This window comes from Ferruginibacter sp. HRS2-29 (assembly GCF_024343615.1).
GTDB lineage: Bacteria > Bacteroidota > Bacteroidia > Chitinophagales > Chitinophagaceae > Ferruginibacter.
Genome location: NZ_RJUB01000158.1, coordinates 25,634 through 50,993, shown reverse-complemented (window position 1 = coordinate 50,993; position 25,360 = coordinate 25,634). Strand labels below are relative to the sequence as shown.

General features: G+C 45.0%; 22 protein-coding genes. 13 read left to right on the top strand and 9 right to left on the bottom strand.

Annotated features, from left to right (window positions below; all coding sequences use genetic code 11):
- Positions 1 to 683 precede the first annotated feature (683 nt).
- Positions 684 to 1,235: a hypothetical protein gene (locus tag EGI32_RS19015; protein WP_255157225.1), complete on the top strand. Its 552-nt coding sequence runs from the start codon at positions 684 to 686 to the stop codon at positions 1,233 to 1,235.
- Positions 1,236 to 1,680: 445 nt separating this feature from the next.
- Positions 1,681 to 2,982, top strand: coding sequence for a radical SAM protein (locus tag EGI32_RS19010; RefSeq protein ID WP_255157224.1), 1,302 nt, complete (start codon positions 1,681 to 1,683; stop codon positions 2,980 to 2,982).
- A gap of 60 nt (positions 2,983 to 3,042) precedes the next feature.
- Here EGI32_RS19010 and EGI32_RS19005 read toward each other — a convergent pair whose 3' ends face one another.
- The 3 genes from EGI32_RS19005 to EGI32_RS18995 all read right to left on the bottom strand — a co-directional run bounded on the left by EGI32_RS19005 (position 3,043) and on the right by EGI32_RS18995 (position 6,538).
- Positions 3,043 to 4,188, bottom strand: a complete 1,146-nt coding sequence (locus EGI32_RS19005; RefSeq protein ID WP_255157223.1) for a GAF domain-containing sensor histidine kinase — start codon at positions 4,186 to 4,188, stop codon at positions 3,043 to 3,045.
- A gap of 118 nt (positions 4,189 to 4,306) precedes the next feature.
- Positions 4,307 to 5,863 carry a methylmalonyl-CoA mutase gene (locus EGI32_RS19000; protein ID WP_255157222.1) on the bottom strand — a complete coding sequence of 519 codons (1,557 nt, stop codon included), beginning with the start codon at positions 5,861 to 5,863 and terminating at the stop codon, positions 4,307 to 4,309.
- Between the two features lie 153 nt (positions 5,864 to 6,016).
- On the bottom strand, positions 6,017 to 6,538 hold the full coding sequence (locus EGI32_RS18995; protein ID WP_255157221.1) for a hypothetical protein: 522 nt from the start codon (positions 6,536 to 6,538) through the stop codon (positions 6,017 to 6,019).
- A gap of 79 nt (positions 6,539 to 6,617) precedes the next feature.
- On the opposite strand from EGI32_RS18995, the gene EGI32_RS18990 reads away from it, so the two are divergent.
- Positions 6,618 to 6,998 carry an iron-sulfur cluster assembly accessory protein gene (locus EGI32_RS18990; RefSeq protein ID WP_255157219.1) on the top strand — a complete coding sequence of 127 codons (381 nt, stop codon included), beginning with the start codon at positions 6,618 to 6,620 and terminating at the stop codon, positions 6,996 to 6,998.
- A gap of 190 nt (positions 6,999 to 7,188) precedes the next feature.
- On the opposite strand, the gene secDF is transcribed toward EGI32_RS18990, so the two are convergent.
- Positions 7,189 to 10,161, bottom strand: coding sequence for a protein translocase subunit SecDF (gene secDF, locus EGI32_RS18985; RefSeq protein WP_255157217.1), 2,973 nt, complete (start codon positions 10,159 to 10,161; stop codon positions 7,189 to 7,191).
- 126 nt (positions 10,162 to 10,287) lie between these two features.
- On the opposite strand from secDF, the gene EGI32_RS18980 reads away from it, so the two are divergent.
- Together EGI32_RS18980 and EGI32_RS18975 are read left to right on the top strand one after the other, a co-directional pair.
- A complete protein-coding gene (locus tag EGI32_RS18980) occupies positions 10,288 to 11,616 on the top strand; it encodes a serine hydrolase (RefSeq protein ID WP_255157215.1) in 1,329 nt (442 codons plus the stop codon).
- Between the two features lie 213 nt (positions 11,617 to 11,829).
- Positions 11,830 to 13,023 (top strand): pyridoxal phosphate-dependent aminotransferase, encoded by a 1,194-nt coding sequence (locus tag EGI32_RS18975; RefSeq protein ID WP_255157213.1) that lies wholly within the window; start codon positions 11,830 to 11,832, stop codon positions 13,021 to 13,023.
- 138 nt (positions 13,024 to 13,161) lie between these two features.
- On the opposite strand, the gene coaE is transcribed toward EGI32_RS18975, so the two are convergent.
- From coaE to nusB, 4 genes are all read right to left on the bottom strand, one after another.
- The gene (coaE, locus tag EGI32_RS18970) at positions 13,162 to 13,776 is read right to left on the bottom strand and encodes a dephospho-CoA kinase (protein ID WP_255157211.1); all 615 of its coding nucleotides are present in this window, start codon (positions 13,774 to 13,776) and stop codon (positions 13,162 to 13,164) included.
- A gap of 99 nt (positions 13,777 to 13,875) precedes the next feature.
- Positions 13,876 to 14,205: a preprotein translocase subunit YajC gene (gene yajC, locus EGI32_RS18965; RefSeq protein WP_255157209.1), complete on the bottom strand. Its 330-nt coding sequence runs from the start codon at positions 14,203 to 14,205 to the stop codon at positions 13,876 to 13,878.
- Between the two features lie 127 nt (positions 14,206 to 14,332).
- The gene (locus tag EGI32_RS18960) at positions 14,333 to 14,785 is read right to left on the bottom strand and encodes a DUF1573 domain-containing protein (protein ID WP_255157207.1); all 453 of its coding nucleotides are present in this window, start codon (positions 14,783 to 14,785) and stop codon (positions 14,333 to 14,335) included.
- Positions 14,786 to 14,802: 17 nt separating this feature from the next.
- Positions 14,803 to 15,735: a transcription antitermination factor NusB gene (nusB, locus tag EGI32_RS18955; RefSeq protein WP_255157205.1), complete on the bottom strand. Its 933-nt coding sequence runs from the start codon at positions 15,733 to 15,735 to the stop codon at positions 14,803 to 14,805.
- Between the two features lie 222 nt (positions 15,736 to 15,957).
- Here nusB and groES point away from each other — a divergent pair, with 222 nt between their 5' ends.
- The 8 genes from groES (at position 15,958) to EGI32_RS18915 (ending at position 23,359) form a co-directional block, all read left to right on the top strand.
- Positions 15,958 to 16,242, top strand: coding sequence for a co-chaperone GroES (gene groES, locus EGI32_RS18950; RefSeq protein WP_255157203.1), 285 nt, complete (start codon positions 15,958 to 15,960; stop codon positions 16,240 to 16,242).
- 152 nt (positions 16,243 to 16,394) lie between these two features.
- Positions 16,395 to 18,029, top strand: a complete 1,635-nt coding sequence (gene groL / locus EGI32_RS18945) for a chaperonin GroEL (RefSeq protein WP_255157201.1) — start codon at positions 16,395 to 16,397, stop codon at positions 18,027 to 18,029.
- Positions 18,030 to 18,266: 237 nt separating this feature from the next.
- Positions 18,267 to 18,638: a DUF5684 domain-containing protein gene (locus EGI32_RS18940; protein WP_255157199.1), complete on the top strand. Its 372-nt coding sequence runs from the start codon at positions 18,267 to 18,269 to the stop codon at positions 18,636 to 18,638.
- 109 nt (positions 18,639 to 18,747) lie between these two features.
- On the top strand, positions 18,748 to 19,071 hold the full coding sequence (locus EGI32_RS18935) for a DUF6660 family protein (RefSeq protein WP_255157197.1): 324 nt from the start codon (positions 18,748 to 18,750) through the stop codon (positions 19,069 to 19,071).
- Between the two features lie 110 nt (positions 19,072 to 19,181).
- Positions 19,182 to 21,380 (top strand): TonB-dependent receptor, encoded by a 2,199-nt coding sequence (locus EGI32_RS18930; protein ID WP_255157195.1) that lies wholly within the window; start codon positions 19,182 to 19,184, stop codon positions 21,378 to 21,380.
- Positions 21,381 to 21,447: 67 nt separating this feature from the next.
- Entirely contained in the window at positions 21,448 to 21,777 is a 330-nt protein-coding gene (locus EGI32_RS18925) for a multidrug efflux SMR transporter (protein ID WP_255157193.1), read from the top strand.
- Positions 21,778 to 21,952: 175 nt separating this feature from the next.
- Positions 21,953 to 22,750 (top strand): bifunctional 2-polyprenyl-6-hydroxyphenol methylase/3-demethylubiquinol 3-O-methyltransferase UbiG, encoded by a 798-nt coding sequence (locus tag EGI32_RS18920; protein ID WP_255157183.1) that lies wholly within the window; start codon positions 21,953 to 21,955, stop codon positions 22,748 to 22,750.
- Positions 22,751 to 22,765: 15 nt separating this feature from the next.
- Positions 22,766 to 23,359, top strand: a complete 594-nt coding sequence (locus EGI32_RS18915) for a M23 family metallopeptidase (protein ID WP_255157181.1) — start codon at positions 22,766 to 22,768, stop codon at positions 23,357 to 23,359.
- A 137-nt stretch (positions 23,360 to 23,496) separates the two neighbouring features.
- Here the strand turns inward: EGI32_RS18915 and EGI32_RS18910 are convergent, their stop codons facing one another.
- Complete coding sequence (locus EGI32_RS18910) at positions 23,497 to 25,293, bottom strand: ABC transporter ATP-binding protein (protein ID WP_255157179.1); 1,797 nt, start codon at positions 25,291 to 25,293, stop codon at positions 23,497 to 23,499.
- Between the last annotated feature and the right edge of the window lie 67 nt (positions 25,294 to 25,360).

Sequence of the window (25,360 nt, the reverse complement as noted above, 5' to 3'; positions counted from 1 at the left end):
CCTCGGGCCAGCATTGATGATACTCTTCGACAATTATTTTAAAAAAATGCCGGTCAGATCAATGCAATTTGTGATTCTATAATTATTAACAATAATGCTAATGCTAAAATCAAAGAGATAAATCTGTCTGGATGTCTACGTCAACAGCTTATACCGAATATGCACCGAATATATTGGGCGAGATAGCTGCAAAAGCTTGCGATTCCACAGAGTGTATTATTGTAGAAGTAACAGATTACAATCAAAATAATTCATACAATAACAGGAATCAAAAAAACAGGATCATCATTTCATCCGATGATCCCGGTTGCTCTGAAAAATTAAAGAATCTCAATTTAAAATTGGATTCCACCGACCGATTCATTTTTGGAGTTAATAGATAAATATTAAGAAATAACCGGATCTCGACAATGTTGTTTTCCCTTTCCTTTGTGCCGTCGCCTGATCCCAGGATCGACGGTGCCAACCTCAAATCCGTTGTAACTCCGCCTTCGACAAGCTGAGGCTGACAGTCAGTCAAGTGATAATAGTTCCTCCGCTCTTCCTCCGCACCTCGTCCGCTGCTCGTCCGCTGATTCACCGTTTTTGTTAAACAGATTTAACGCCGGTGTGTGTGTAATCTGCTGCACATCCTTCATCATGGCCAGTGAGTACCTTCTTCATTCATTCTTAAATCCTGGTGTATGAAAACGTTTCAGAATATTGTGACCAAAGGGCTTTCGGGCAGGATATTACAACTTGTCTTCAAGCAATGGGCAGGCATGACCTATGTGGCTTCGGCGCCATCAAGATCTGCAGTTCCGGCAACGGAAGAGCAAAAGCAGACACGGCTGAATTTCAAAGAGGCGGTGCGTTATGCCAAAAGAAAGATGGACGACCCGGCGATGAAATCCTTGTACCAGCAATCACTTAAGCCGCGTCAGACGGCCTTCAACCGTGCAATCAAAGATTTTATGACTGTGCCGGTGATCGGGTTTATCCATGCCGGTAATTACAATAATAAGCCTTTCAGTCATATCATTGTGCGTGCTACAGACGATTTCAGGGTAATGAATGTGAAAGTGAAAATCGAAAACAGCGCCGGGCAATGGATTGAAGAAGGAGAGGCATCTCCGGCAGGAAATGGCCTCGACTGGAAATACCTGGTTACCGAAAGCGATCAGGTTGCCGCAGACAATGTGATCACTGTAACGGTGAGTGATATGGCGGGTAACGAGGTAAGTAAACAGGCGTAGCATGCAGGCATGTTGCCGTGAAGACGGGAAGAAAACCGTGAATTATTTTCTTCCCGTCTTCCCGGCAAGTGATTTATAGGGGATCAGGATGCAATGGTACGAAAAAAGCAGGGTAGTCAACCCGCGGTAGTCAACCCAGGGTAGTCTACTCCCGGTAGTCAACCCGCGGTAGTCAACCCGCGGTAGTCAACCGAGGGTAGTCTACTCCCGGTAGTCAACCCGCGGTAGTCTACTCCCGGTAGTCAACCCAGGGTAGTCTACTCCCGGTAGTCAACTCCCGGTAGTCAACCCGCGGTGGTCAACTCCCGGTAGTCAACTCCCGGTAGTCAACCCAGGGTAGTCAACCCGTGGTAGTCAACCGCGGGTAGTCTTCTCAAAAGCAGCCCCGAAAGAATTCGTATCATTCATGCAATTCGTGGCAATCCTGTCTTACCTTTGCCGACTTATGACAGCGTTAACAGAAAGCCCTTTCCTGCTGTACAGCGACGGGGATGGCAATATTTTCGAGGATACCAGTCTTTACGTTACCGGCCGCAGCGGCTGGGACGCACTTCCCATACCTACCGACGAATGGATCTTATTGCCGGAAGGCGGACAACTCTACGAGCTTCCGGGGCGCCATGGCATCGGGCTGGACGTTGAGACTGGAGAAATGCGTATCTGCGATAAAGGCTGGGCCGTGGCCGCCTTCATTCCGCCTGCGCATACAGGGTTGTACATTGCGGCATACGAAACCATGCCGGATGCACCTACATTACCCTTGTTTTGTTACACAGCCGCCGGCTGGCAGAACGATAAGATCTATGTGCCTGCGGTAAGGATCGAGCAGGATATCCGCCAGGAAAGCGCCGGGTACAATGACGGGGCGATAGAAGAAGGAACCAATAATCTGCTGGAAGCCTACCCGCACAACCGCCTGGTAAAACACCTTATGGAAAACTGCTGCATGACCTATACCTGCCCGGCAGCCCGTAACCTGGCTTTAGGCCGCTGGGAGTGCCCGGTACCGGTATCGCCGGCTTGTAACGCGAATTGCATCGGCTGTATCAGCTTTCAGCCGCAGGAAGAATCGATCATCAGCACACAGGACAGGCTTACTTTCAAGCCTACGGCCGAAGAGATCGTAGAGTTTACGGTGCCGCACCTTGAGACAGCACCTTTTCCGCTGATCAGCTACGGACAGGGGTGCGAAGGCGAACCCCTGCTGATGTGGGAAACCATCCGCGATTCCATCAAAGAAATAAGAAAACATACCAATAAAGGAAGCATCAATATCAACACCAACGGCAGCAAGCCCGATGCGGTCAAAGTATTGTGCGAAGCGGGGTTGAACAGCATGCGGGTGAGTATGAACTCGGCCCGCGAAAGTGTTTACCTGCCTTATTACCGCCCCAACAATTATGTATTCAACGACCTGATCGAAAGCCTGAAGATCGTGCGTAGTTATGGTGGGTGGACAAGCATCAATTATTTCGTATTCCCGGGCATGACTGACAGCATTGAAGAGTATGAAGCACTGCGTAAACTGATAAGGGAAACGGATCTGTGCATGATACAATGGCGCAATTTCAATATCGATCCGGATTGGTACCTGGGAAAGATAGGTGTTACCGAAACAGGCGAGTGCATGGGCGTAAAACAATTCATGGAACTGATACGCGAAGAATTTCCTGATCTGAAATTCGGATATTTCAATCCATCCATGGAAAGGATAAAGGGGAATTTTGAAGTGGACTTCGCTCATTGAGTTTAGGGATTGGAGATCAGAGTTTAGTGAGGTTTTACTCTAAACCCTAATCTCTTAACGCTAATCTCCTTCCATCAACGATATCTCCACGAGATTTTTTTCCGGGTAATGCGCATATGCCGCGTTGATGATCTCCGCACGGGTACTGATGTTGTTGAGTAAGATGGCCGCTTCTTCAGGAAGCTCTGCGTGGCCATTGCCATCATGTTTAAAAACAAGAAAATTCTCGGCATTGGTATTAAGTTCAAATTCCACTTTTTTGGCGCCGGCCATCTTTGCATAATCCAGTTGATACTGTATGATGCGGTAAATGGTGAGCCCTAATGTGGCATTGAGCTTCAGCGAACTGTTTTCTTTCAGCAGGCTGATCTCCATATCGTTCTTGCGCCCGAATGCATCGATCATTTCGAAGATGAATTCTGTATAATCCGCCGATTTTAACGTGGTGGGTGTGATGGAGTAGGACAGGGTCTTCACATGATCCATCATCATCACGAGATAATTGCGCAGGTCACTTATCATCGACGGATTGTAGGTCCCGGTAATGCCCATGGTCTCTACGTTCATTTTGGCAGCGGCCAGTATCTGTGCAATGTTTTCGTGCAATTGCCATGCGATGTAATCGTTTTCCTTTTCGCGATTGACCATATTGGTACGGGCGATACTTTTTTCTTTCTGCAGCAATTGCTCTGCCTGATCCATAATGATATTACTTTTCAGCCGCAGTTCCAGCAGGCGTGTAACCTGTGTGGATAAGGCTTTCAGCGACTTTTTCTGGTTATCGCTGAAGAATGTTTTTGGGTCGTTATCGATCACGCATACCGTACCAAGATGATATCCTTCGGCACTGATGATGGGGGCGCCGGCATAAAACCCGATCTTGAGTCCGCCGGTAACATCCGGGTTATCTGCAAAACGTTCGTCTTTAACCGCATCATGGATCACCATAATATCATCCATCAAGATAGCGTGCCCGCAAAAGGAAGTTTCGCGTGGACTTTCTTTCCTGTCAACATTTTTGGAAGCTTTGAACCATTGGCGGTCGCCATCTATAAACGTAACCATCGAAATGGGGCAATTGCAGATGTTTGCTGCAAGTTCCACCATGATATTGTAATCTTCTTCTTCTGAAGTGTCGAGAATGCCGTAGCTCAGCAGGTTCAATTGGCGCTGTGCTTCATTGGAGGGTATAAGTGCCTTTAACATTAAAATGTATTAAGTGCTTGTTAGGGATGCTTGATGGCACTAAGATAGGACTTAAGAGAAAATAAAGGAGGATTGTTTAATAATCAGGTAATAAAAGTCAAACATTTTTAACAAACTGTTATTTGTATTCGCCAAATACCTTTCTGAGGGCATCAGATACTTCTCCCAAGGTGCAGTAATTTTCCACCGCTTCTATCACTACCGGCATCAGATTCTGCGTTCCTTTTGCGGCAGCGGCCAGTTTTTCCAGGCATTCGGCGGCTTTGACATTATTCCTGCGTTCTTTGAGGGATCTTATCTTATCCGATTGCAGCTGGCGGATGCTGTCGTCTATTTTGAAAACCGGTGTAGTGTTGGTTTCCGCGGTCTGGAACTTATTGACGCCCACGCTTATCTTTTCCCCGGTTTCGATATCACGTTGATATTTATAGGCACTCGCCGCTATCTCATCTTGCATGAAGCCTTCTTCAATGGCCATCACGCTTCCGCCCATGACGTCTATTTTTTCTATCAGTTGCCAGGCGGCTTTTTCCACTTCGCTGGTAAGTGCTTCCACAAAATAACTTCCCGCAAAAGGATCTGCCGTTTCGGGTACGCCGCTTTCGTAAGCTACTATCTGTTGCGTACGCAACGCGATCTTAGCCGCTTCTTCGGTAGGCAGGCTAAGCGCTTCATCGTAACCGTTAGTATGCAGAGATTGTGTACCGCCGAGCACGGCGGCAAGGGTTTGTATGGTTACACGGCAGATATTATTGAGCGGTTGCTGTGCGGTAAGGGTACTTCCACCCGTTTGTGTGTGAAAGCGGAGCATCATGGCCTTTTCGTCGGTAGCGCCCAGGTCTTTCATGATCACGGCCCACATTTTTCTTGCCGCCCTGAATTTGGCTACTTCTTCAAAAAGATTGTTGTGTGCATTGAAAAAAAATGAAAGCCTTTTGCCAAACACATTGATGTCGAGCCCCTTTTCCAGTGCAGCTTTCACATATGCTTTACCGTTGCTGAGCGTGAAGGCCACTTCCTGTACGGCCGTGCTGCCCGCTTCGCGGATATGATAGCCGGAAATGGAAATGGTATTCCATTTTGGCAGGTCGGTGCTGCACCATTCAAAGATATCGGTGATGATGCGCATGCTTTGCCTGGGCGGATAAATGTAAGTGCCACGTGCGGCATATTCCTTCAGGATATCATTCTGGATGGTGCCGGAAATTTTCTTCAGATCGGCACCCTGTTTTTTTGCAAGAGCGGTGTATAAGGCCAGTAAAATAAAACCGGTGGCGTTGATGGTCATGGAAGTGGATACATCTTCCAGTTTTATTCCTGCAAAAAGAAGTTCCATGTCTTCGATGCTGTCGATGGCAACGCCTACTTTTCCTACTTCCCCTTCGGAAAGGTCATGGTCGCTGTCGTAACCGATCTGCGTAGGGAGATCGAACGCAACGCTCAATCCGCTTACGCCCTGGCCCAGCAGGTAATGGTATCTTTTATTGCTTTCTTCGGCGGTGGAGAAACCCGCGTATTGCCGCATGGTCCAGAGTTTGCCCCGGTACATGGAAGGCTGCACCCCACGTGTGAAGGGAAATTCTCCCGGCAGGGAATTGTCCGGGGAGCCAACATCGGCAGCAGTGTATAGTTCTTTTATTTCTATACCTGAATCGGTAGTTATTTTTTCTGGCATGAGAGCAATTTTTTATTACACGATTAAAACGGACGACAGACGACAGACTACCGGCCACCGGGAACAGACAACGCATTACCGACGACCCTAATACAATCTTAATGAATTTGTATTCTCAGCAAACACTTACAAGTTTTCACCATTGACTATTCACTAAAATGCCTGCTTTGCTTCGAACTGTAAGGCATCCAGTACGATCTTGTTCAATTCAGCTTGTTCGGTAAGGCTGTACTCCAGTATTCTTTTGGCCAGGTCGAGCCCGGTGGCTTCATGTGGCAGGGTAGCGGCAAGCTGGTTGATGATATAGATGTTCTGGTCTTTTAATTTGGTGAGGGCGTTCCATATTTCGGGACTCACGTAGATCTGTTGGCTGAGGTTGTAATCGAATTCCGCTTTCAGTGTATCCACCAGCTCGGCGTGTAATGTACCTGCGCCGATGCCGCTGTAGCTGGTTCGGGAAACCAGGTTCTTCAGACCAGCTCTTTCTGCAAACAAAGTAAGCCTTTCGTAAGCCTGCAGCCTGAGTTTGAGGCTTTCGTTGCTGATGCCGGCCCGTTCCTTGAGTTCATCCCGCATACGGGAAAATTCGGTGATCAGCCATATCAGCGCAAATATGAACAGGAATACCAATCCGATTAAAACGGTAATTTCAATGTCGATCTTTAAAAAATACATGTACCTTATTTAGGTTGCAAAAATAGCTAAACTAGGCTCAACAAATTCCTGTTTTCGAAAATTGGATAAAACGTGGTTTTTGAGATATGGCGTAACTTTGCCAAAAGCATTTGATATGGATACGATCACAAAAGCACCGGTTAGTTTTACTCCCTCCGCTATCGCGGAAGTAAAGCGCCTGATGGCAGAGCCCGGATTTGACACAGCGAAATTGTTACGCGTTGGAGTAAAAGGCGGCGGTTGCAGCGGCATGACCTATGTGCTGGATTTTGATGCACCAAATGAAAAAGATGAAGTGTTTCAAATAGAAGGGATCAAAGCTATCATTGATAAATCGCACGGCATCTACCTGATGGGCATGGAAGTGAACTGGGAAGGTGGATTGAACAGCAGGGGTTTTACTTTTAATAATCCGAACGCTAGCAGTACCTGCGGGTGCGGGACCAGCTTTGCGGTTTAAATTACGAATCAACAATTACGAATGAGCTTCCGGAAGGAAGTTTTTTTATGTAGGTAACTTTTTGCAGGGCGCTACTGGGGCATCCCATTGGGTAAGTAAAATAAGAAGCCCTCCAAACTTTGGAGGGCTTCTTATTATTTTTGAATCAACGACTCTATTAAATTCGTAATTCGTAATTTTTAATTCGTAATTATAAGGCTGGTGCTTTTTCCTTCTTCACATTCACCACTTCCTTAGCGGCTCCCAGTGGCTTGTCTTTAGCAAACTCAAGCAGTACAGGTGCACCTACGAAGATAGAAGAGTAAGAACCTGTAACCACACCGATCAACATCGCGAATGCGAAACCACGTGTTACTTCACCACCGAAGATGAAGAGGATCAGCAATACCAGGAACACCGTTACGGATGTCATGATAGTACGGCTCAATGTATGGTTGATAGCGCTGTTGATGATAGTCGTCTTGCTCGCGCCTTTCATGTCGCGGCTGTATTCACGAACCCTGTCGAATACGATCACGGTATCGTTCATCGAGAACCCGATCACCGTCAGTATCGCAGCGATGAAGTGCTGATCGATCTCCAGCGGGAACGGAACGATGTTCTTGAAGAAAGAGAACACGATCAATGTTACCAATACGTCATGCAGTAAGGTAACGATCGTACCCATTGAATACCTCCAGTCTTTAAAGCGGATGAAGATATACAGGAAGATAGCCAGCAATGCGAACAAGGTTGCTTTTACCGCACCACGTTTCAGATCGTCGGAAATGCTTGGCAATACTGTTTGCCTGCTTACGATATTGTTTTTAGCGAAAGAAGGGTAGGTAAGGTCTGCCGGCAATACTTTCTTCAAGCCTTCAAACAGTTTTACCTGAACCGCAGAATCCGCATCTCCCTGGTCGATCAGGTAAGAAGTGGTGATGTTCAGATGCCTGTTGTCGCCGATGGTTTTGATCACTACGTTATCGTTCAGAGAATTGGCAGCCTGGTAACCATCCCTGATCTCAGTGATCTCGTGGTCGGTGATGGCACGTTTGAATTCTACTGTATAGCTACGTCCTCCTTTGAATTCCACACCCTGGTGGAAACCGTTGAAGAAAGAAGCAACACCAAGAATAAGGATCACTACAGAAAGTATGTAAGCATATTTCCTGAACTCCACGAATTTGTAATTCGCGTGTTTGAAGATCTTCCTGGAGAAATTAGTGAAATAGTTGAAGTGACGGTTTTTGTTCGTCCACACTTCTGTGATCAGCCTTGAAACAAGGATACCGCAGAACAAAGACAACAGGATACCGATGATCTGTGTAGTGGCGAAGCCAAGTACCGGTCCAAGACCAAAGTAGAACAGGATAAGCGCTGTAAGTAACTGGGTGATGTGAGCATCCAGTACCGGTGGCAATGAACGGCTGTAACCGTCGTTTACCGCCTGCGCATAGGATTTTCCTTTGGTAAGCTCATCTTTTATCCTTTCAAAAATGATTACGTTGGTATCTACCGCAAGACCGATCGTAAGTACAAGGCCCGCGATACCGGCAGCTGTAAGAGTTGCTTTAAACGCGATCAATACACCGATGGTGAAAAGAAGGTTCAGGATCAAGGCGATGTTGGCTACCCAGCCACCGGTGTTGTAGTACACCAGCATCAGGATGAATATCACCGCGAAAGCGATAAAGAATGATTTGATACCGCCTGCTACTGATTCTTCACCGAGGGTAGGGCCTACTTCCTGGTAAGCAACGATCTTGGCCGGAGCATCCAGTTTACCTGTTTTCAGTACGTCGGAAAGATCCTGCGCCTGTTCAACAGTGAAGTTACCTGAGATCTCCGAGTTACCTCCGGTGATCGGGCCGTTTACGTTTGGAGCGCTGTATACAACATCATCCAAAGCGATAGCGATCGGTTTGTTAACGTTCTTTTCTGTCAGCCTGGCCCATGTTTTGGAACCGATAGGGTTCATCTGCATGCTGATAGACGGTTTGCCTGTCTGATCATAAGCCTGGCTGGCGTTCTGTACACCATCACCTTCCAGAGGAGCTTTGTCAGATCCCGGGATCGTCCTGATAGCATATAAAGGGAAAAGACGTGCGCCTTTATCCACTTTTTCTTCCGGACCGTAAAGGAATTTTACATTGGCCGGCAATGCGCTTTTCACGATCGGGTTGTTGATATATGAGTTGAACAGGCTGGTATCCTGTGACAATACCTGGCCGATAGCAGCTGCATAGAAACGGTTACCGTTCTTATCCTGCTGTGGCATGATCGGGTTCATCAACCTGATCAACGGCTGAACGTTCAGTTTGTCTTTTGAAGTATCCTTGATAGTATCGGCTGCATTGATACCGTTCAGGTAATTCTGCAGGTTCTTATCAGCAGCCTGAAGCTGTGTACCCAGTTCATCGATATTGTACACTTCCCAGAACTGCAGGTTGGCAGAGGACTGGAGATAGTCCTTGATCCTTTCAGGGTTTTTGATTCCTGCCAATTCAACGTTGATGATACCTTTATTTTCATCAAGGTTGATCGTTGGCTGAGCTACCCCGAATTTATCGATACGTTTTGTGAGGATCTGGTAGGTTTGTTTGATCGCACCTTTACCGATGGTCTGCAGTTTGCTGATCACCGCCGCATCCTTATCACCGAATTTCAATTCAGTTTTAGGGCCGGAGAAAAGGCCCGACAATTTGTCTGCACCATTCTGCTGGATGTAGGCTTTGGTAAACAGGTTGATGAAGTTGTCATCGCTGGTTGACCTTTGAGCATTGGCAGTCGCAAGTGCTTTGATCAAAGCAGAATCTTTCGGATTGTTGCTGAGAGATTTCAGCAGGTCCTGAAGGCTTACGTCCATCGTTACGCTTACACCACCCTGAAGATCCAAACCGAGGCTCAGCTCGTTCTCCTTACATTTCTGGTAAGTGGTTCCCACGATCGGGAATATCTTTTCATCTTTTGTAGAATCCAGGATATGTTGCGTTTTCGCTTCGATCAGGGCATTTCTGTCTTCAATGGAAATGTTCGCAGGAGCGGTCTTCTTTACAAGGCTCGTTGCCTTTTCTCTGATTTTTCCCTCATAACTGCGTACTACCCAGGTGTAGGAAAGTTCCCACAGTGATATCAGCGTTAAGGCAATGGTAAAAAACCAAACTAAACCTTTCAGTTTCATGTTAATGACTTTTGTGTTCTACTTGTTAAAATTTTTTAAATGTGTGCAAAGATAGGGGAAAAACCAATTGAAGTTGGATGCTGTCGTATTTAAGAATTTTAGTCATTTTGCACATAAATTAAAACCATGGTAAAACGTAGGTTCCCGGTAGCTGTAATTCTGGCAATAACAATACTGGCACAATGTACAGTGCCCAGAAAGGTACAGCAAGCGCCACCTGTGACAGTGGCGCCCGTCATTCAAAATCCCGTTCAGGAACAAACAGTTAGCGGCGAAGATGCCTTTTTTGAAGAACTATTCAGGGAATATCCCGGGGCATTCGACAATATATTGACTAACAGGAAGGAATGGAATGTTCAGATTATTTATACACAAATAGACCGCGACCGCAACGGACTGCCCACGCTTACCCATCATTATTTCAACAAGGGCAATGCCCGTTATTTTTACCCGGCTTCTACCGTAAAGTTTCCGGTAGCGTTGCTGGCATTGGAAAAATCGGCAGCCATACAAAACCGAACAGGAATCGATATCCGCAACCTCCCGATGGTGATGGAAGCCGCTTACAGCGGGCAAACTGCTGTGTACAATGATCCCAATACAAGAAGCGGCAGCCCCGCGATTGCGCAATACATCAGGAAAATATTTCTGGTAAGCGACAACGATGCTTTTAACCGTTTGTACGAATTTACCGGGCAGGAATACATCAATGATGCGTTGCATAAAAAAGGATATGGCGATGCCCAGATACTGCACAGGCTGGATGTGTTCTTATCGGACGATGAAAACAGGCATACCAATCCGGTGGCATTTTACGACAGCAGCTACCGCAAAGTGTATGATCAGCCGATGTTGTTCAATAAAAAGAAATATGCTGCCCGCGACGAAAGGATCGGTAACGCGTATTACAGCAACGGAAAACTGATTGAAAAGCCAATGGTGTTTGCGGGCAAAAACAGGATTGCCCTCAATGACCTTCACACGATCCTGCAGTCGCTGGTGTTTCCGCAGAGCGTAAAAGCGGAGCAGCGTTTCAATATCACCGATGCAGACAGGATGTTTGTATTAAAATATATGTCGCAGTTCCCCCGCGAATCCGTGTATCCCTACTACGACAGCAGTTTCAGCGATGGGTACGCCAAAGCGCTGATGTATGGCAATGATAAAAATCCGTTGCCGAAAAGTATCCGGGTGTTCGATAAATCCGGCGCTGCATATGGGCAGCTGGTAGATGTTGCCTATATCATCGATACGGAGCAAAAGATAGAGTTCATGGTATCTGCAGCGATCTATTGCAACAGCGATGGGGTGCTCAACGATGATAAATATGATTACAATACGGTAGGGTATCCTTTCCTGAAAAATCTTGGCAAGGCACTTTATAACCGTGAGGCGAAAAGAAAGAAAAATTTTCTGCCGGATCTGAGTTCTTTCATTTTCACTTATGATAAATAGAGGAATTGACTTAAATTCGCAGATAGTCAATAGTGAATAGTCAATAGTCAAAGTATGAAGTTCATTTTCTTAATTCAAAGTTTATATTATCAGAAGTTTTAACTGTGATTTTGTACAGATTGATAATAAAGAAGAATTCAAAGATTTGACTATTGACTATTGACAATTGACACCGAACAAATTTTCTCACTTAAAAAAACTTCCCACCACACCATGCAGCTTTCTTCTCTTCTTACAAAATTCAATGAGCCGGAAACTTTAAAAATGGCCAAACTTGGCCGCGAACTTAGAGCACAAGGGATTGATGTTACTGACCTCAGCCTGGGAGAACCAGATTTTGACACCCCGGATCATATTAAAGAAGCAGCGAAGCGGGCGATAGATGCCAATTACAGTCATTACACACCGGTAGCCGGTTATCTCGACCTCAGGGAAGCTGTTTGTACCAAATTGATGCGGGATAACGGCCTAGCCTACACGCCGGAGCAGATCGTAGTGAGCACCGGTGCAAAACAAAGCATCGCCAATACCGTATTGAGCATCGTAGACCAGGGAGATGAAGTAGTGATCCCGACTCCTTACTGGGTTACCTATAGCGAGATAGTACGCCTGGCGGGTGGGGTAGTGAAGCTGGTAAAGACCAGTATCGACAATGGGTACAAGATAACACCAGAAGAACTTGAAGCAGCCATCACCGACAAGACAAGGCTTTTCATGTTTTCTTCACCCTGCAACCCTACCGGTGCATTGTATACCAGGGATGAACTGGCAGGATTGGTGAAAGTTTTTGAAAAACATCCCGATGTTTTCATCATGAGTGATGAAATATATGAGCATATCAATTTCCAGGGCAAACATGAAAGCATCGCCCAGTTTGAATCCGTAAAAGACAGGGTCATCCTCATCAATGGATTGAGCAAAGGTTTTGCCATGACCGGCTGGAGGCTTGGTTATGTAGCAGCACCTGTTGCGGTGGCAAAAGCAAGCGAAAAGATACAGGGGCAGATGACCAGTGGCGCTACCGCTATCACGCAGCGTGCAGCAATAGCAGCACTTACCGGAGACCTTAAGCCTACCGATGAAATGGTGGCGCAATTCAAACAGCGCAGGGCGAGGGTGATGGAATTACTGGCAGAAATGCCCGGGGTTGTCTGCAACGAACCTCCCGGGGCATTCTACGTTTTCCCGGATGTGCATGCTTATTTTGGTAAAAAAACACCCGCCGGTGAATTGATTGAAAATGCGGATGACCTGTGTATGTATTTACTGAACACCGCACATGTTTCAACCGTTACGGGCAGAGCATTTGGTGAACCGAATTGTATAAGGATATCATTTGCGAATAGTATTGAAAAAATAGATGCAGGATTTGGCAAGATAAAAAAAGCTTTGGAAGTTCTTACTTAGTGAATAGTCAATAGTGAATAGTGAAACCTTCGAAGTTTATAAATTGAATCAACGTCTTTAATATCACCAGTACATTCTGATGATATAAGTTTAAGAAAGTAATGATCTTCGAAGGTTTCACTATTCACCATTCACTTATCAAATCCTGAAAGGATTTGAAGCAGGCTCTGATGCCAATAGCAATAATTTTTCGTGTAGAGATACCACCTGCGGAATGAGCAGGGTATGGTCGTCATTTTCAATAATGAAATTACAGCGCCCCATTTTTTCTTCCTCGTTCATCTGTTTGTCCATGCGTTTTTGAACAGCTTCTGCAGTGCTGTCATCGCGAAGCATGGTACGTTTTAAACGCAGCTCCGGCGGGGATTTTACGCCGATCACATAATCAAGGTGTTTCCAGGCATCGGTTTCAAATATAAGCGCAGCTTCTTTGAGTGTGTAGGGAGCGGTTTGCGCACGCATCCATTTATCCGCATCGGCAATGGTAACGGGATGTACGAGGGAATTGAGTAAGGCTAATTTTTCAGGGTCGTTAAAAACCAGGGAGGAGAGAACGGCACGGTTGAGCTGCCCGTTGTTATAAGTGGTTTCGCCAAAATGCTGAATGATGAGCCGTTTCAATGGCTCGTTTTCATTCAGAAGATTTTTAGCGGCATCATCGGCATAATAAACGGGCGTACCAAGCACTTCGAAGATCTTTGCTACGGTTGTTTTGCCGCTGCCGATACCGCCGGTTATTCCAATTCGCAACATAAAAAATGTATGATGTAAAATGTATGATGTATGATAATCAGAACGTTCTTTACATCATACGTCTTACATCATACATCATACATTCGTATAAATCTCAAATTATTTTGAAGCAGGAACCTTGTTAACATTCGCTGTCCACTCCATGCTGATAGCACTTCTTTCAATTTTGATATAACTGCCAGGGCTTGTTTCCATTTCGATGGTACCATCGTCGTTGGTTTTATTGATCTTGCCATGGATACCCGCGATCGTTACGATCTTATCGCCTTTCTGCAGGTCGTTGATGAATTGTTTCTGTTGTTTCGCCTTTTTAGCCTGCGGGCGGATCATGAAAAAATAGAAAACCAGGATCATACCACCGAGCATAACCGGGGTTGTCCAGGCGCTCGTGCCGGCACCGGCTTGCAAAAAAATACTAGGTAAATGCATATCGCTTATTTTGATTTAAAAGTTCAAGGTTCAAAGTTCAAGGTTCAAGGTTCAAGGTTCAAGGTTCAAGGTTCAAGGTTCAAAGTTCAAGGTTCAAAGTTCAAGGTTGAAAAGTGTTATCCATTATCTAGTCCTTGGGCTTTGCCAGCACTTCTCCCGTCAGCTGCAATTCCGGAAAAGCAGGCGATGCGTTGGAAATGACTGTGATGGTCTTATGTGCATTACCAACCCTATGGTCGCTGTTGAATTTCACTTTGATAAAGCCGGTTTCGCCAGGGAGTATCGGTTGTTCAGGTTTTTCCGGAACGGTGCACCCGCAGCTGGCGGTTGCCGACGAAACGATCAATGGTTTGTTGCCCGTATTCTTAAAGCGATAGCTGAATTCTACCACTTCACCTTCGGTCACTTTTCCAAAATTATACGCACTGTCGATCAGCTGTACGGTGGTAGGAATGGCCATGGCCTGAGCTTTGGCTATACTGTCTTCTTTTGATATCGTGGCTTGTACGTCTTTTCTGCGTACATCGCAACTGCTGAACAATGCTGCAAAAGATCCGGCGATCAATAAACCCTTCAACATGGTAATGATATTTTTAATTATAAAGTGCTGTTTTTGAAACTGCGTTTTTCAATCTTGTTTTCGGCCGTCAGTTCTTTATGGATATTATCCAGCAGGCCATTTACAAACTGTCCGCTTTGAGGCGTACTGTAGGCTTTCGCCAGGTCGATATATTCGTTGATCGTAACTTTTGTAGGGATGGTTTCAAAATAAAGGAATTCGCAAACGCCCATCTGCAAAAGGATAAGATCCAGTGCGGCGATACGATCGGCATCCCAGTTATTCAGCTTCGGCTTGATGAGCTCGAGTGTTTGCTCCGATTTATCCAGAACAGTTGTCAGCAGGCTTCTGGCAAAATCCCATTTTTCCTTGCTCAGGATGTCGTGAAAACTTTGAACCCCCGGTTTGCCCAGGTAATTCAGTACCAATGCCTGCATCATTTCCGCATCATCATCCCAGTTGATGAAATGTTCTTCCACATGGCTGATGAAGTTTTCGTTCGGCAGCATCAGCTGGTTGAATATCAGTTCGAGTATCTTCTTCTCAGTTTTTTTGTCCCTTGCTTCCAGTTCCACATACTCCTGGTATTCGGGGGTAATTACCAGTTCCTGGTAGATCTTTTTAAGTAGGTTAGTATCAATGATGTGTTGCAGTTTCAATTCCGCTATGGTTGATTTGAACGTAGTGTCATCCAGGATCTTCCACAATATTTCGTTGCCGGCAAGGCGGGTATTGATAGCCAGGTCTTCGGCGGTAGGAAGGTGTTTGCTGGCTTTTTTAATGGCGTCGGTTTCCGCGTAGCGGGCCACTTCGGTAATAAAATAGACCAGGTAAGAGAATAACTGGCGGCTTTGTTCGATCTTTTTGGTGAGGATGGCTACAGGTTCTCCCGGTTTGGTATCTCCGCTTACACTATCGATGCTATAAAGCGTCTGCATCACTTTAACCCGTATATTTCTTCTGCTTATCATCTAAAGAACTTTATTTGAGAGGGCAAAATTAAGGTTTTAAAAACTTGTTCCCATAGTTTCTTCGTATAAATATGGGTTAAATGAAAAATTGTCTTTTAAAGCCCTGACAAAAAGGGTAGTAATATGACAAGTTTTTATTTAAACGTCTTTGGTACAATTTTTAGCTACTTTCGCTTGCCCGAAGGGGCTTTTACATTTTAAAACTAATCAAAACATAGAATTATGGCTAAAAAGTCAACTGGAATTACTCCTTTACATGACAGGGTAATTATTAAACCAGCTGCGGCTGAACAGAAATCTGCGGGTGGGATCATCATTCCGGATACAGCAAAAGAAAAACCTCAGCGTGGAGAAGTGGTAGCGGTAGGCCCGGGCAAACCAGAAGAACCAACCACTGTAAAAGCAGGCGATAAAGTTTTATATGGCAAATATGCAGGAACCGAACTGAACGTGGATGGGGTAGACTATCTCATCATGAGGGAAAGCGATATACTGGCTATCGTCTAAAGCGATAGCTCAGATGCTGGTTGCCGGATACCGGTAGTCCGTGAGGATGGAAGGTATTTCAGGTAGCAAGTATATCCGGCATCTGGCATTCAGCATCATCCGGAGAAAAACTCTCCAATAAAAATCAATCACAACAATTAAAATTTTTACTAATGTCAAAAATGATCTACTTCGATATCGAAGCGAGAAATAAAATGAAAAAGGGCGTTGACACATTAGCCAACGCGGTAAAAGTAACTCTTGGCCCTAAAGGCCGTAACGTGGTAATCGAAAAGAAATTCGGCGCACCGCAGGTAACTAAAGATGGTGTTACTGTTGCAAAAGAGATCGAACTGGAAGATGCGATCGAAAACATGGGTGCACAGATGGTGAAAGAAGTGGCTTCCAAAACAGCGGATATCGCTGGTGATGGTACCACCACAGCAACCGTTCTTGCTCAGGCGATCATCAGCGAGGGCCTGAAAATGGTAGCAGCCGGTGCAAACCCGATGGACCTGAAACGTGGTATCGACAAGGCGGTAAGCCTGATCGTGGCCAACCTGAAAGAACAAAGCCAGACTGTTGGCAACGACAGCAAAAAAATACAGCAGGTAGCTACTATCTCTGCCAACAACGATGAAACGATCGGTAAACTGATCGCTGAAGCGTTTGCTAAAGTAGGTAAAGAAGGCGTTATCACTGTAGAAGAAGCAAAAGGGACCGATACCACTGTTGATATAGTAGAAGGTATGCAGTTCGATCGTGGTTATATCAGCCCGTACTTCGTTACCAACAGCGAAAAAATGAGCGTTGAATTGCAGAACCCATACATTCTTATTTATGATAAGAAGATATCTGCAATGAAAGATATCCTGCACATCCTGGAAGCGGTAGCTAAAACCGGCCGTCCTTTGCTGATCATTTCAGAAGACCTGGAAGGTGAAGCACTGGCAACATTGGTGGTAAATAAACTGCGTGGTACCATCAAGGTAGCGGCAGTAAAAGCACCGGGCTTCGGCGATCGCAGGAAAGAAATGCTGACAGATATCGCGATCCTGACTGCAGGTATCGTGGTAAGCGAAGAACAAGGTTACAATCTTGAAAACGTAGACCTGACCTACCTCGGACAGGCAGCTTCTGTAACTATCGACAAAGACAACACAACTGTTGTTGGTGGTAAAGGACAGAAGAAAGACATCACTGCACGTGTAAACCAGATCAAATCCCAGGTAGAAAATACGACTTCCGATTACGATAAAGAAAAACTGCAGGAACGCCTGGCTAAACTGGCTGGTGGTGTTGCGGTTCTTTATGTAGGTGCTGCTACCGAAGTGGAAATGAAAGAAAAGAAAGACAGGGTAGATGATGCATTGCATGCAACACGTGCTGCTGTTGAAGAAGGTATCGTACCAGGTGGTGGTGTTGCGTACATCCGTGCTATCGCAGTGCTTGAGCCAAAAGTAAAAGGCCAGATCGCTGACGAACAAACCGGTATGGCAATCGTTCGCCGTGCACTGGAAGAACCGGTTCGCACCCTTACTTCAAATGCCGGTATCGATGGATCTATCGTTATCCAGAAGATCAAGGAAGGTAAAGGAGATTTCGGTTTCAATGCAAGGACTGAAGTATACGAAAACCTGTTCAAAGCAGGGGTAATCGATCCTACCAAAGTGAGCCGTGTAGCATTGGAAAATGCAGCGAGCATCGCGGGTATGTTGCTGACCACCGAATGTGTGATCGCCGACAAACCAAAGGAAGAAGCACCACATAGCCATGGCGCACCGGATATGGGTGGAATGGGCTACTAGACAATTAAGAATTAAAAATTTAGAATTTAAAAAAAGGCCTTCCTGATTTCAGGAGGGCCTTTTTTTACCCTGACAGAATTTCTCCGATCCCATCAGCAGTTATCCTGATAACCAAAAACAACTCCACTCGTGCCAAATATGTGATTTTAATATTTCAAAAAACAACCTTTCTTAGCTTGCATATTAATTAAGAAATATGTTTATTTGACACATCATTCAAAACTAAAACTACTTTTTATGGGAATCATTTTGGTAATTTACCTGGCGTTGATCGTGTTTATCATTGCCAGTATCTGGAAGACATTCGAAAAAGCCGGTGAGCCAGGCTGGGCTGCAATTGTGCCGATTTATAATTTCTATGTAATGTGCAAGATATCAGGTACGAAAAACTGGTGGCTGATCTTCATTCCGTTTGCCAATATTTACATTGCTATCGTAAGTTATATCGCTCTTGCGAAATCTTTCGGAAAAGATACAGGTTTCGGTATTGGCCTGTTTTTGCTGGGTTTTATCTTCTTTCCTATGCTTGGTTTTGGCGATGCCAAATACATTGGACCTAACGGCCAGAATGTATTCCAGGCAGAGATCGATGCTATCGGCGCCAAATAACTTATCTTATATTTAAATCACCCTCATCCCCGCATTTGCGGGGATTTTTTATTTACCTGTTCACTTATTCACCCATTGCCTCATCCACTCATTCCTTATCTTTGCCTCCGTGAAACTGTTTTTTAAACTTTTTGTCCTGTATTTTTTCAGCCTGGTGTTGTTGCCCTGCAACGAATTGCAGGCTTGTGCTGATACGCCAAATTCCCCGACAGAAATAGCTTCGCAACAAAAAGAACATTCGCATGATCAGCAGGATCACGAAGACGATTGCCCGCCACTATGCAGCTGTACCTGTTGCAATCACGCATTGGCGAAATACCTGAATTATACAACGCCTGCCAGACAACCCTTCGAACCGCGAAATTTTACCTTTCATTTTGATGCATCTATCTCAGATATGCATTATCCTATCTGGCAGCCCCCACAGAGATAGTTTAGAGTTTAGGGTTTGGAGATTAGAATTGAGAAGAAATTCTCCTAAACGCTAAATTCTAAACCCTAAACTTCTCCGTAAACACTAATCTCTAATCACTAATCTTTATCATGTACAAAATATATTCATTTGTAGCCATACTGCTATTCAGTACACTGATGGCAGGCGCACAAAAAACAATACGATTTACCATCACCGCAAAAGAAAGCGGCGCCGGAGTGGCGGGTGCCACCGTGCAATTGAAAGGCACCGCACAGTCAGCAGTTGCCGACAGCAATGGAGTGGCGACATTCCAAGATATTATCCCGGCAGAGCTCACGGCAGAAATCACCGCACTTGGATTTGAGGAAGTCAATGTAAAGATCACTCTGAAAGAACTTGAGAAAGGAACGATCGAAATAAGGCTGACAGGATCGGAGGAAGAAGAGATGGAAGAAGTGGTGGTGCAGTCTACCCGTACCAGCCGCACGATAGCCAATGTACCAACCAGGGTGGAAGCTATATCACTCGAAGAAATTGATGAGAAGAGTAATATGCGCCCGGCCAACGTTGCGATGATCCTGCATGAAAGTACCGGGATTCAGATGCAGCAAACATCCGCCACTTCAGCGAATGCCAGTGTGCGCATACAAGGGCTGGACGGACGTTATACGCAATTGCTGAAAGACGGGTTCCCCAATTTCGGCAATTTTTCCAGCGGTTTGAGCGTGCTGGAAATTCCGCCGCTCGATCTTAAACAGGTGGAGATCATAAAGGGCCCGGCTTCGCCATTGTACGGCGGTGGCGCTATTGCCGGTGTGATCAATTTTGTTTCTAAAACCCCTAAGGACAAACCGGAATATAATTTTTTGCTGAACTATTCCAACATTGGCCAGGCAAATGTTGGCGCATTTCTTTCAGCAAAGAAAAATAAATTCGGTTATACTTTGCTGGCGCTTTACAATCATCAGAAATTGTATGATGTTGACAAAGATGATTTTACAGAAGTGCCTGAGTCGGACGAATTTACGATACATCCGAAATTGTTTTTTTATCCCAATGACAAAACGACCATCCAGATCGGAAATAGTTTTACAAAAGGCAAACGCACGGGAGGAGATGTTGAGGCGATTAAAAATAATACCAGTGCGGATCACCGGTATTTTGAAAAGAACAATACATTACGAAACATCACCACGTTGCAGCTCGATAAAAAACTTGCCGAAGGAAAAAGCCTGGTGGCAAAACAAAGTATCAGTTATTTCGACAGGGATATAATTGTTCCCGGCTACCAATTTGGAGGCAACGAATTAAATGCATTTACAGATGTCTCTTATGTAGCCAATGCGAAAAAACACTCGCTGGTAGTGGGCGCTAATTTTCTTTACAATCAATTCCGCGAAGACACGAGCTCATTTCAAAAAAGAAATTATACCACAACTACCGGTGGCGCCTATGCGCAGCATACCTGGGATGCCTCTGAAAAAATAAAGCTGGAAACCGGTCTGAGGGCCGATCTTGTAAATTATAAAAATGATATTTATTCAAAGACCACTTTTTTCCTGCTGCCCAGGGTATCGTTGCTGATCAAATACAACGATCATCTTTCTTCCCGCATTGGCGGAGGAATGGGGTATAAGGCGCCTTCATTGTTTACCGAACAAACGGAAACGATTCAGTATTCTGGAGTGCAGCAACTCAACAATGTGATTGCCGAACAAAGTTATGGCGGTACCGCGGATATCGATTATCGGACAAGATTTGGCGACGATTTTTCTTTCAGTTTCAATCACCTGTTTTTTTACACCAATATCCGCAAACCGCTTGTACTGACAGCTTCACCGGGAATGCCCGATCAATATTTTTTCCAGAATGCTTCGAAACCCGTGAATACCCTGGGTTTTGAAACGAATGCGAAACTGGTTTACAAACGGTTTTTTAAATTGTTCCTCGGGTATACTTTTACCGACACAAAAGCGAAGTATCTTGCAGGAAACCAGTTTCTGCCATTGGTGCCCCGCGGCAAATTAAACACCGCATTGATCTATGAAAAAGAAGGGTTCCTCAAACTGGGACTGGAAGGTTATTTCACAGGAAGACAATACCTGACCAACGGTTATCGCACACCATCTTTCAGTGAATTCGGATTCATGGCGGAAAAAGTGTTTTCGAAAATTTCAGTTTATGTGAACTTTGAAAACTTTACCGATACCCGCCAATCGAAATACAAGAACGTAGTGAATGGCAGCCATACCGCACCAACTTTTGACGAGATATGGAACCACACAGAAGGATTTGTTTTTAATGGCGGAATAAAAATAAGATTATAGATTAGGGATCAGGGTTTAGGCCGTAAGTGTCTAGCCCCCCTAAACCCTAATCTCTAAACTCTAAACTATGAATTGGATCATCCTTATCATCGCCGGCTTCTTCGAAGTGGCGTTCGCGACTTGTCTTGGTAAAGTAAAAGAAACGACCGGGACTACATCAGTATATTGGTTTATCGGTTTTCTGGTATGCCTGACCGTTAGTATGTTGTTGCTGATAAAAGCTACACAGACATTGCCCATAGGTACCGCATATGCGGTATGGACAGGCGTGGGAGCAGTGGGCACGGTTCTCATCGGGATTTTTGTATTTAAAGAACCTGCGGACTTCTGGCGTGTATTTTTTATTGTAACTTTAATCGCATCCATAGTCGGATTGAAAGCCGTTTCATCGCATTGATCTTTTATCATGCAGAGCAACTTCCGCAAATTGCGGGAAGTCCTTAACGGAGAATGACGCTTTTGATACTACTTAGGCCAGGAAGCTTACCTGCACAGGCTTAGCTGGCATGATGTGATACAACATGAAGTGATGAAATGATCAGTTTAACTTTTAGCCAAATAAATAACTTATAATGTCAGAACATAATAATTACGTGGCAATCAATAAAGCATTATGGAATGCCAAAACAGGTTTTCACGTCGCTTCGGAATTTTACGATGTGAAAGGATTTAAAGAAGGAAGGAATACACTCAACGAAATAGAACTGCGTTTACTCGGCGACGTTAGTGGCAAATCCATTCTTCACCTGCAATGCCATTTTGGGCAAGACAGCATCTCGCTGGCACGGATGGGAGCAAGTGTAACCGGTGTTGATCTTTCGGATAATGCTATAGGAGCAGCGAAGTCGCTAGCCACAGAACTCAATGCCGATGCGGATTTCATCTGTTGTGATATTTACGATCTTCCGCAACATCTTGATAAACAATTTGATCTTGTCTTCACCAGCTATGGCACCATCGGCTGGCTGCCCGACCTGGATAAATGGGCGTCTATAGTTAACCGTTATCTTAAGCCAGGGGGCAAATTTGTGTTTGTAGAATTTCATCCTGTAGTATGGATGTTCGACAATGATTTTAGCAAGATCACGTACCGGTATTCTAAAAGCGATCCGATCGTTGAAATGGAAAAAGGTACCTATGCGGATAAATCTGCCGATATGCAGGCCACTGCCATCAGCTGGAATCACGGACTTGCGGAAGTGCTCGGTAGCCTTCTGCGGCAAGGGCTTACGATCAGGTCGTTTGAAGAATATGATTATTCACCCTACGATTGTTTCAATAATACCTACGAATTTGAAAAAGGAAAGTTCAGGATAAAAACCCTGGACGATCTTATCCCGATGGTGTATTCATTGAGCGCCGTAAAATAATTTAATGATTTTTTGATGAGGGTATTCATTGTATTTATATGCCTGGTATTGGCTGCATGCGGCGTCAGCAAGAACCCCCAGCGTAAAGAAGTGAGAGGCCTGCTGAACGGAACTGTCAAAGACGATACAAGTTTCGTATACGCTTTGCCTTACAAGCAAGGGAAATCATTTCGTGTCATCCAGGGGTATTTCAGCCATTTTTCGCACAAAGAGCGGGCGGCGCTCGACTTCAACATGAAACGAGGAACCGGGATCTGTGCAGCCAGGGGAGGTGTTGTCATTCGCGTCAAAGAAGATGGCGACAGGGGCGGACTTAATAAGAAGTACCGGCCGTATGGAAATAATATCGTAATTGAACACAGCGATAGTACAAGAGCCGGTTACTGGCATTTGCAAAAAGACGGCGCATTGGTGCAGGTAGGCGATACCGTTAAACAGGGCCAATTGATTTCGTTGAGCGGTAAAACCGGGTATGCTGCGGTTCCTCATCTTCATTTTCTTGTTTGGAAAAGTAATGGTAAGGGAAATTGGCAGCAGATACCGACCAGGTTTAAAACTTCAAAAGGAATAAAATATTTGCATTTCTGGAAAAAATATAAAAATGTATGATGTATGATGTGAGATGTATGATGTCTTCCGATTCGTAGTATTTTGTAAAACAGAAAGAATTTTCAAACCTAAAAAAAAATCCATCATCCATCATACATTTCATCTCACATCATACATCATAGATCATAGATCATACATCATACATTATCCACAATGTCTTCTTCAGTATTTACAACCACTTCCGGTACAATCATTTTTCTTTCACCGATCTGCTGCCTCCACATGGCGTAATACAATCCTTTCATTTCTACCAGTTCATGATGAGATCCGGTTTCAACGATACGGCCTTTCTCGAGCACATAGATCCTGTCGGCATACATGATAGTGCTTAGCCGGTGTGCGATGGAGATGATGATCTGTTTTTGCTCTGCGGCAATATTACGGATCGTTTCTGTAATGTCTTCCTCCGTAAGGCTGTCGAGTGCCGAAGTAGCTTCGTCAAATATCAACAGTCGTGGATTGCGGAGCAAAGCACGGGCGATTGACAAACGTTGTTTTTCGCCACCTGATAATTTAGTGCCGCCTTCGCCGAGCATCGTGTCCAATCCTTTGTCGGATTTTTGTAAAAGCTTGCCGGCAGAGGCTTTCGTCAATGCAGTGGTCATCTCTTCATCGGTGGCGCCGGCCTTGGTGAACTGAAGATTGTCGCGGATGGTGCCGGCAAACAATTGTGTTTCCTGCGTTACGAAACCGATCTGCTTGCGGATGCGGTTGTAGCGTATATCCTTCACCGATATGCCGTCGAAATAAATATTCCCCTCAACAGGTGCATAAAGCCCCACCAATAATTTAACGAGTGTGGATTTTCCCGAACCTGACGGGCCTACAAATGCAATGGAGTCACCCACTTTGGCAGAAAATGAGATATGGTCGATAGAATTTTCCGCGGCTGTTTTGTGCCTGAAAACTACTTTATCAAACTGCAGGCTCTGCATCTCGCCTACATCAATAGGTTCTTCAGGACGGTATTCCACGGGCTTTTTCATCAATGCATCAAAATTTTGAAGCGATGCTTCGGCTTCGCGGTAAGAGAGGATGATATTGCCTAATTCCTGCAAGGGGCCGAAGATCGTGTTGGTGATGAACTGCATGGAAATGAGTTCTCCGGGGGAAAGTACATGCCTGAATATCAGCCAGAGCAAAATAAAAAGGATGGATTGTTTGAGTATGTTAAGCGTAGTGCCCTGCAAAAAAGAAAGTGTACGTACCTTCTTTACTTTTTCCATTTCAAGATCGAATATCTTTTGTGTGAGTCCTTTCAGCCGTCTTATTTCGGAATAAGTGAGCCCGAGGCTTTTCACCAGCTCGATATTGCGCAGCGACTCCGTGATGCTGCCCGACATCTTTGCATTTTCGCGGAAGATGGAACGTTGTACGGTTTTTATTTTTTTGCTAAGCAATCCTGTGAGCCCACCAAGTAACAATACACCGATAAGAAAAACCGGGATCAGCGCCCAGTGTTTGTTGATGGCATACCATACGAGGAACCCAATGCCTACCAGTGAAGAAAAAAGTATGTTGATGAAGGAAGTGATGAACGACTCCGTATCCCGTCTTGTTTTTTGCAGGATGGATAATGTTTCGCCGCTGCGTTGTTCTTCAAATTCCTGGTAACTCAGTCGCAGCGTCTGTTTCAGTCCGTCGTTGAATATCTGCATCCCGAATTTCTGCACCACCAATCTTAATACATAATCCTGGAAAGTTTTAGCCAGCCGGGCTGCCATTGCCACACCTACTGCAATCGCCAGCCACCACAACACACCATTCACGAGTTCGCTCTCAGGTTTCTTTTGCGGATTGAGTGCGTATTCGTCGATGATCTTTCCAAAGATCAACGGGTCGATCAACGATAATAATTGTGTGATGCCTGCCAGTGCCAGCGATAGTATCACCAGCCATTTGAAGGGCCTGAGGTATTGCCACAAGATTTTCATGGAATGAAATTAAGCAATAAATAACTGGTGTTGAATACTGCAGCATTATCCTGGGTCAGGATGGCAG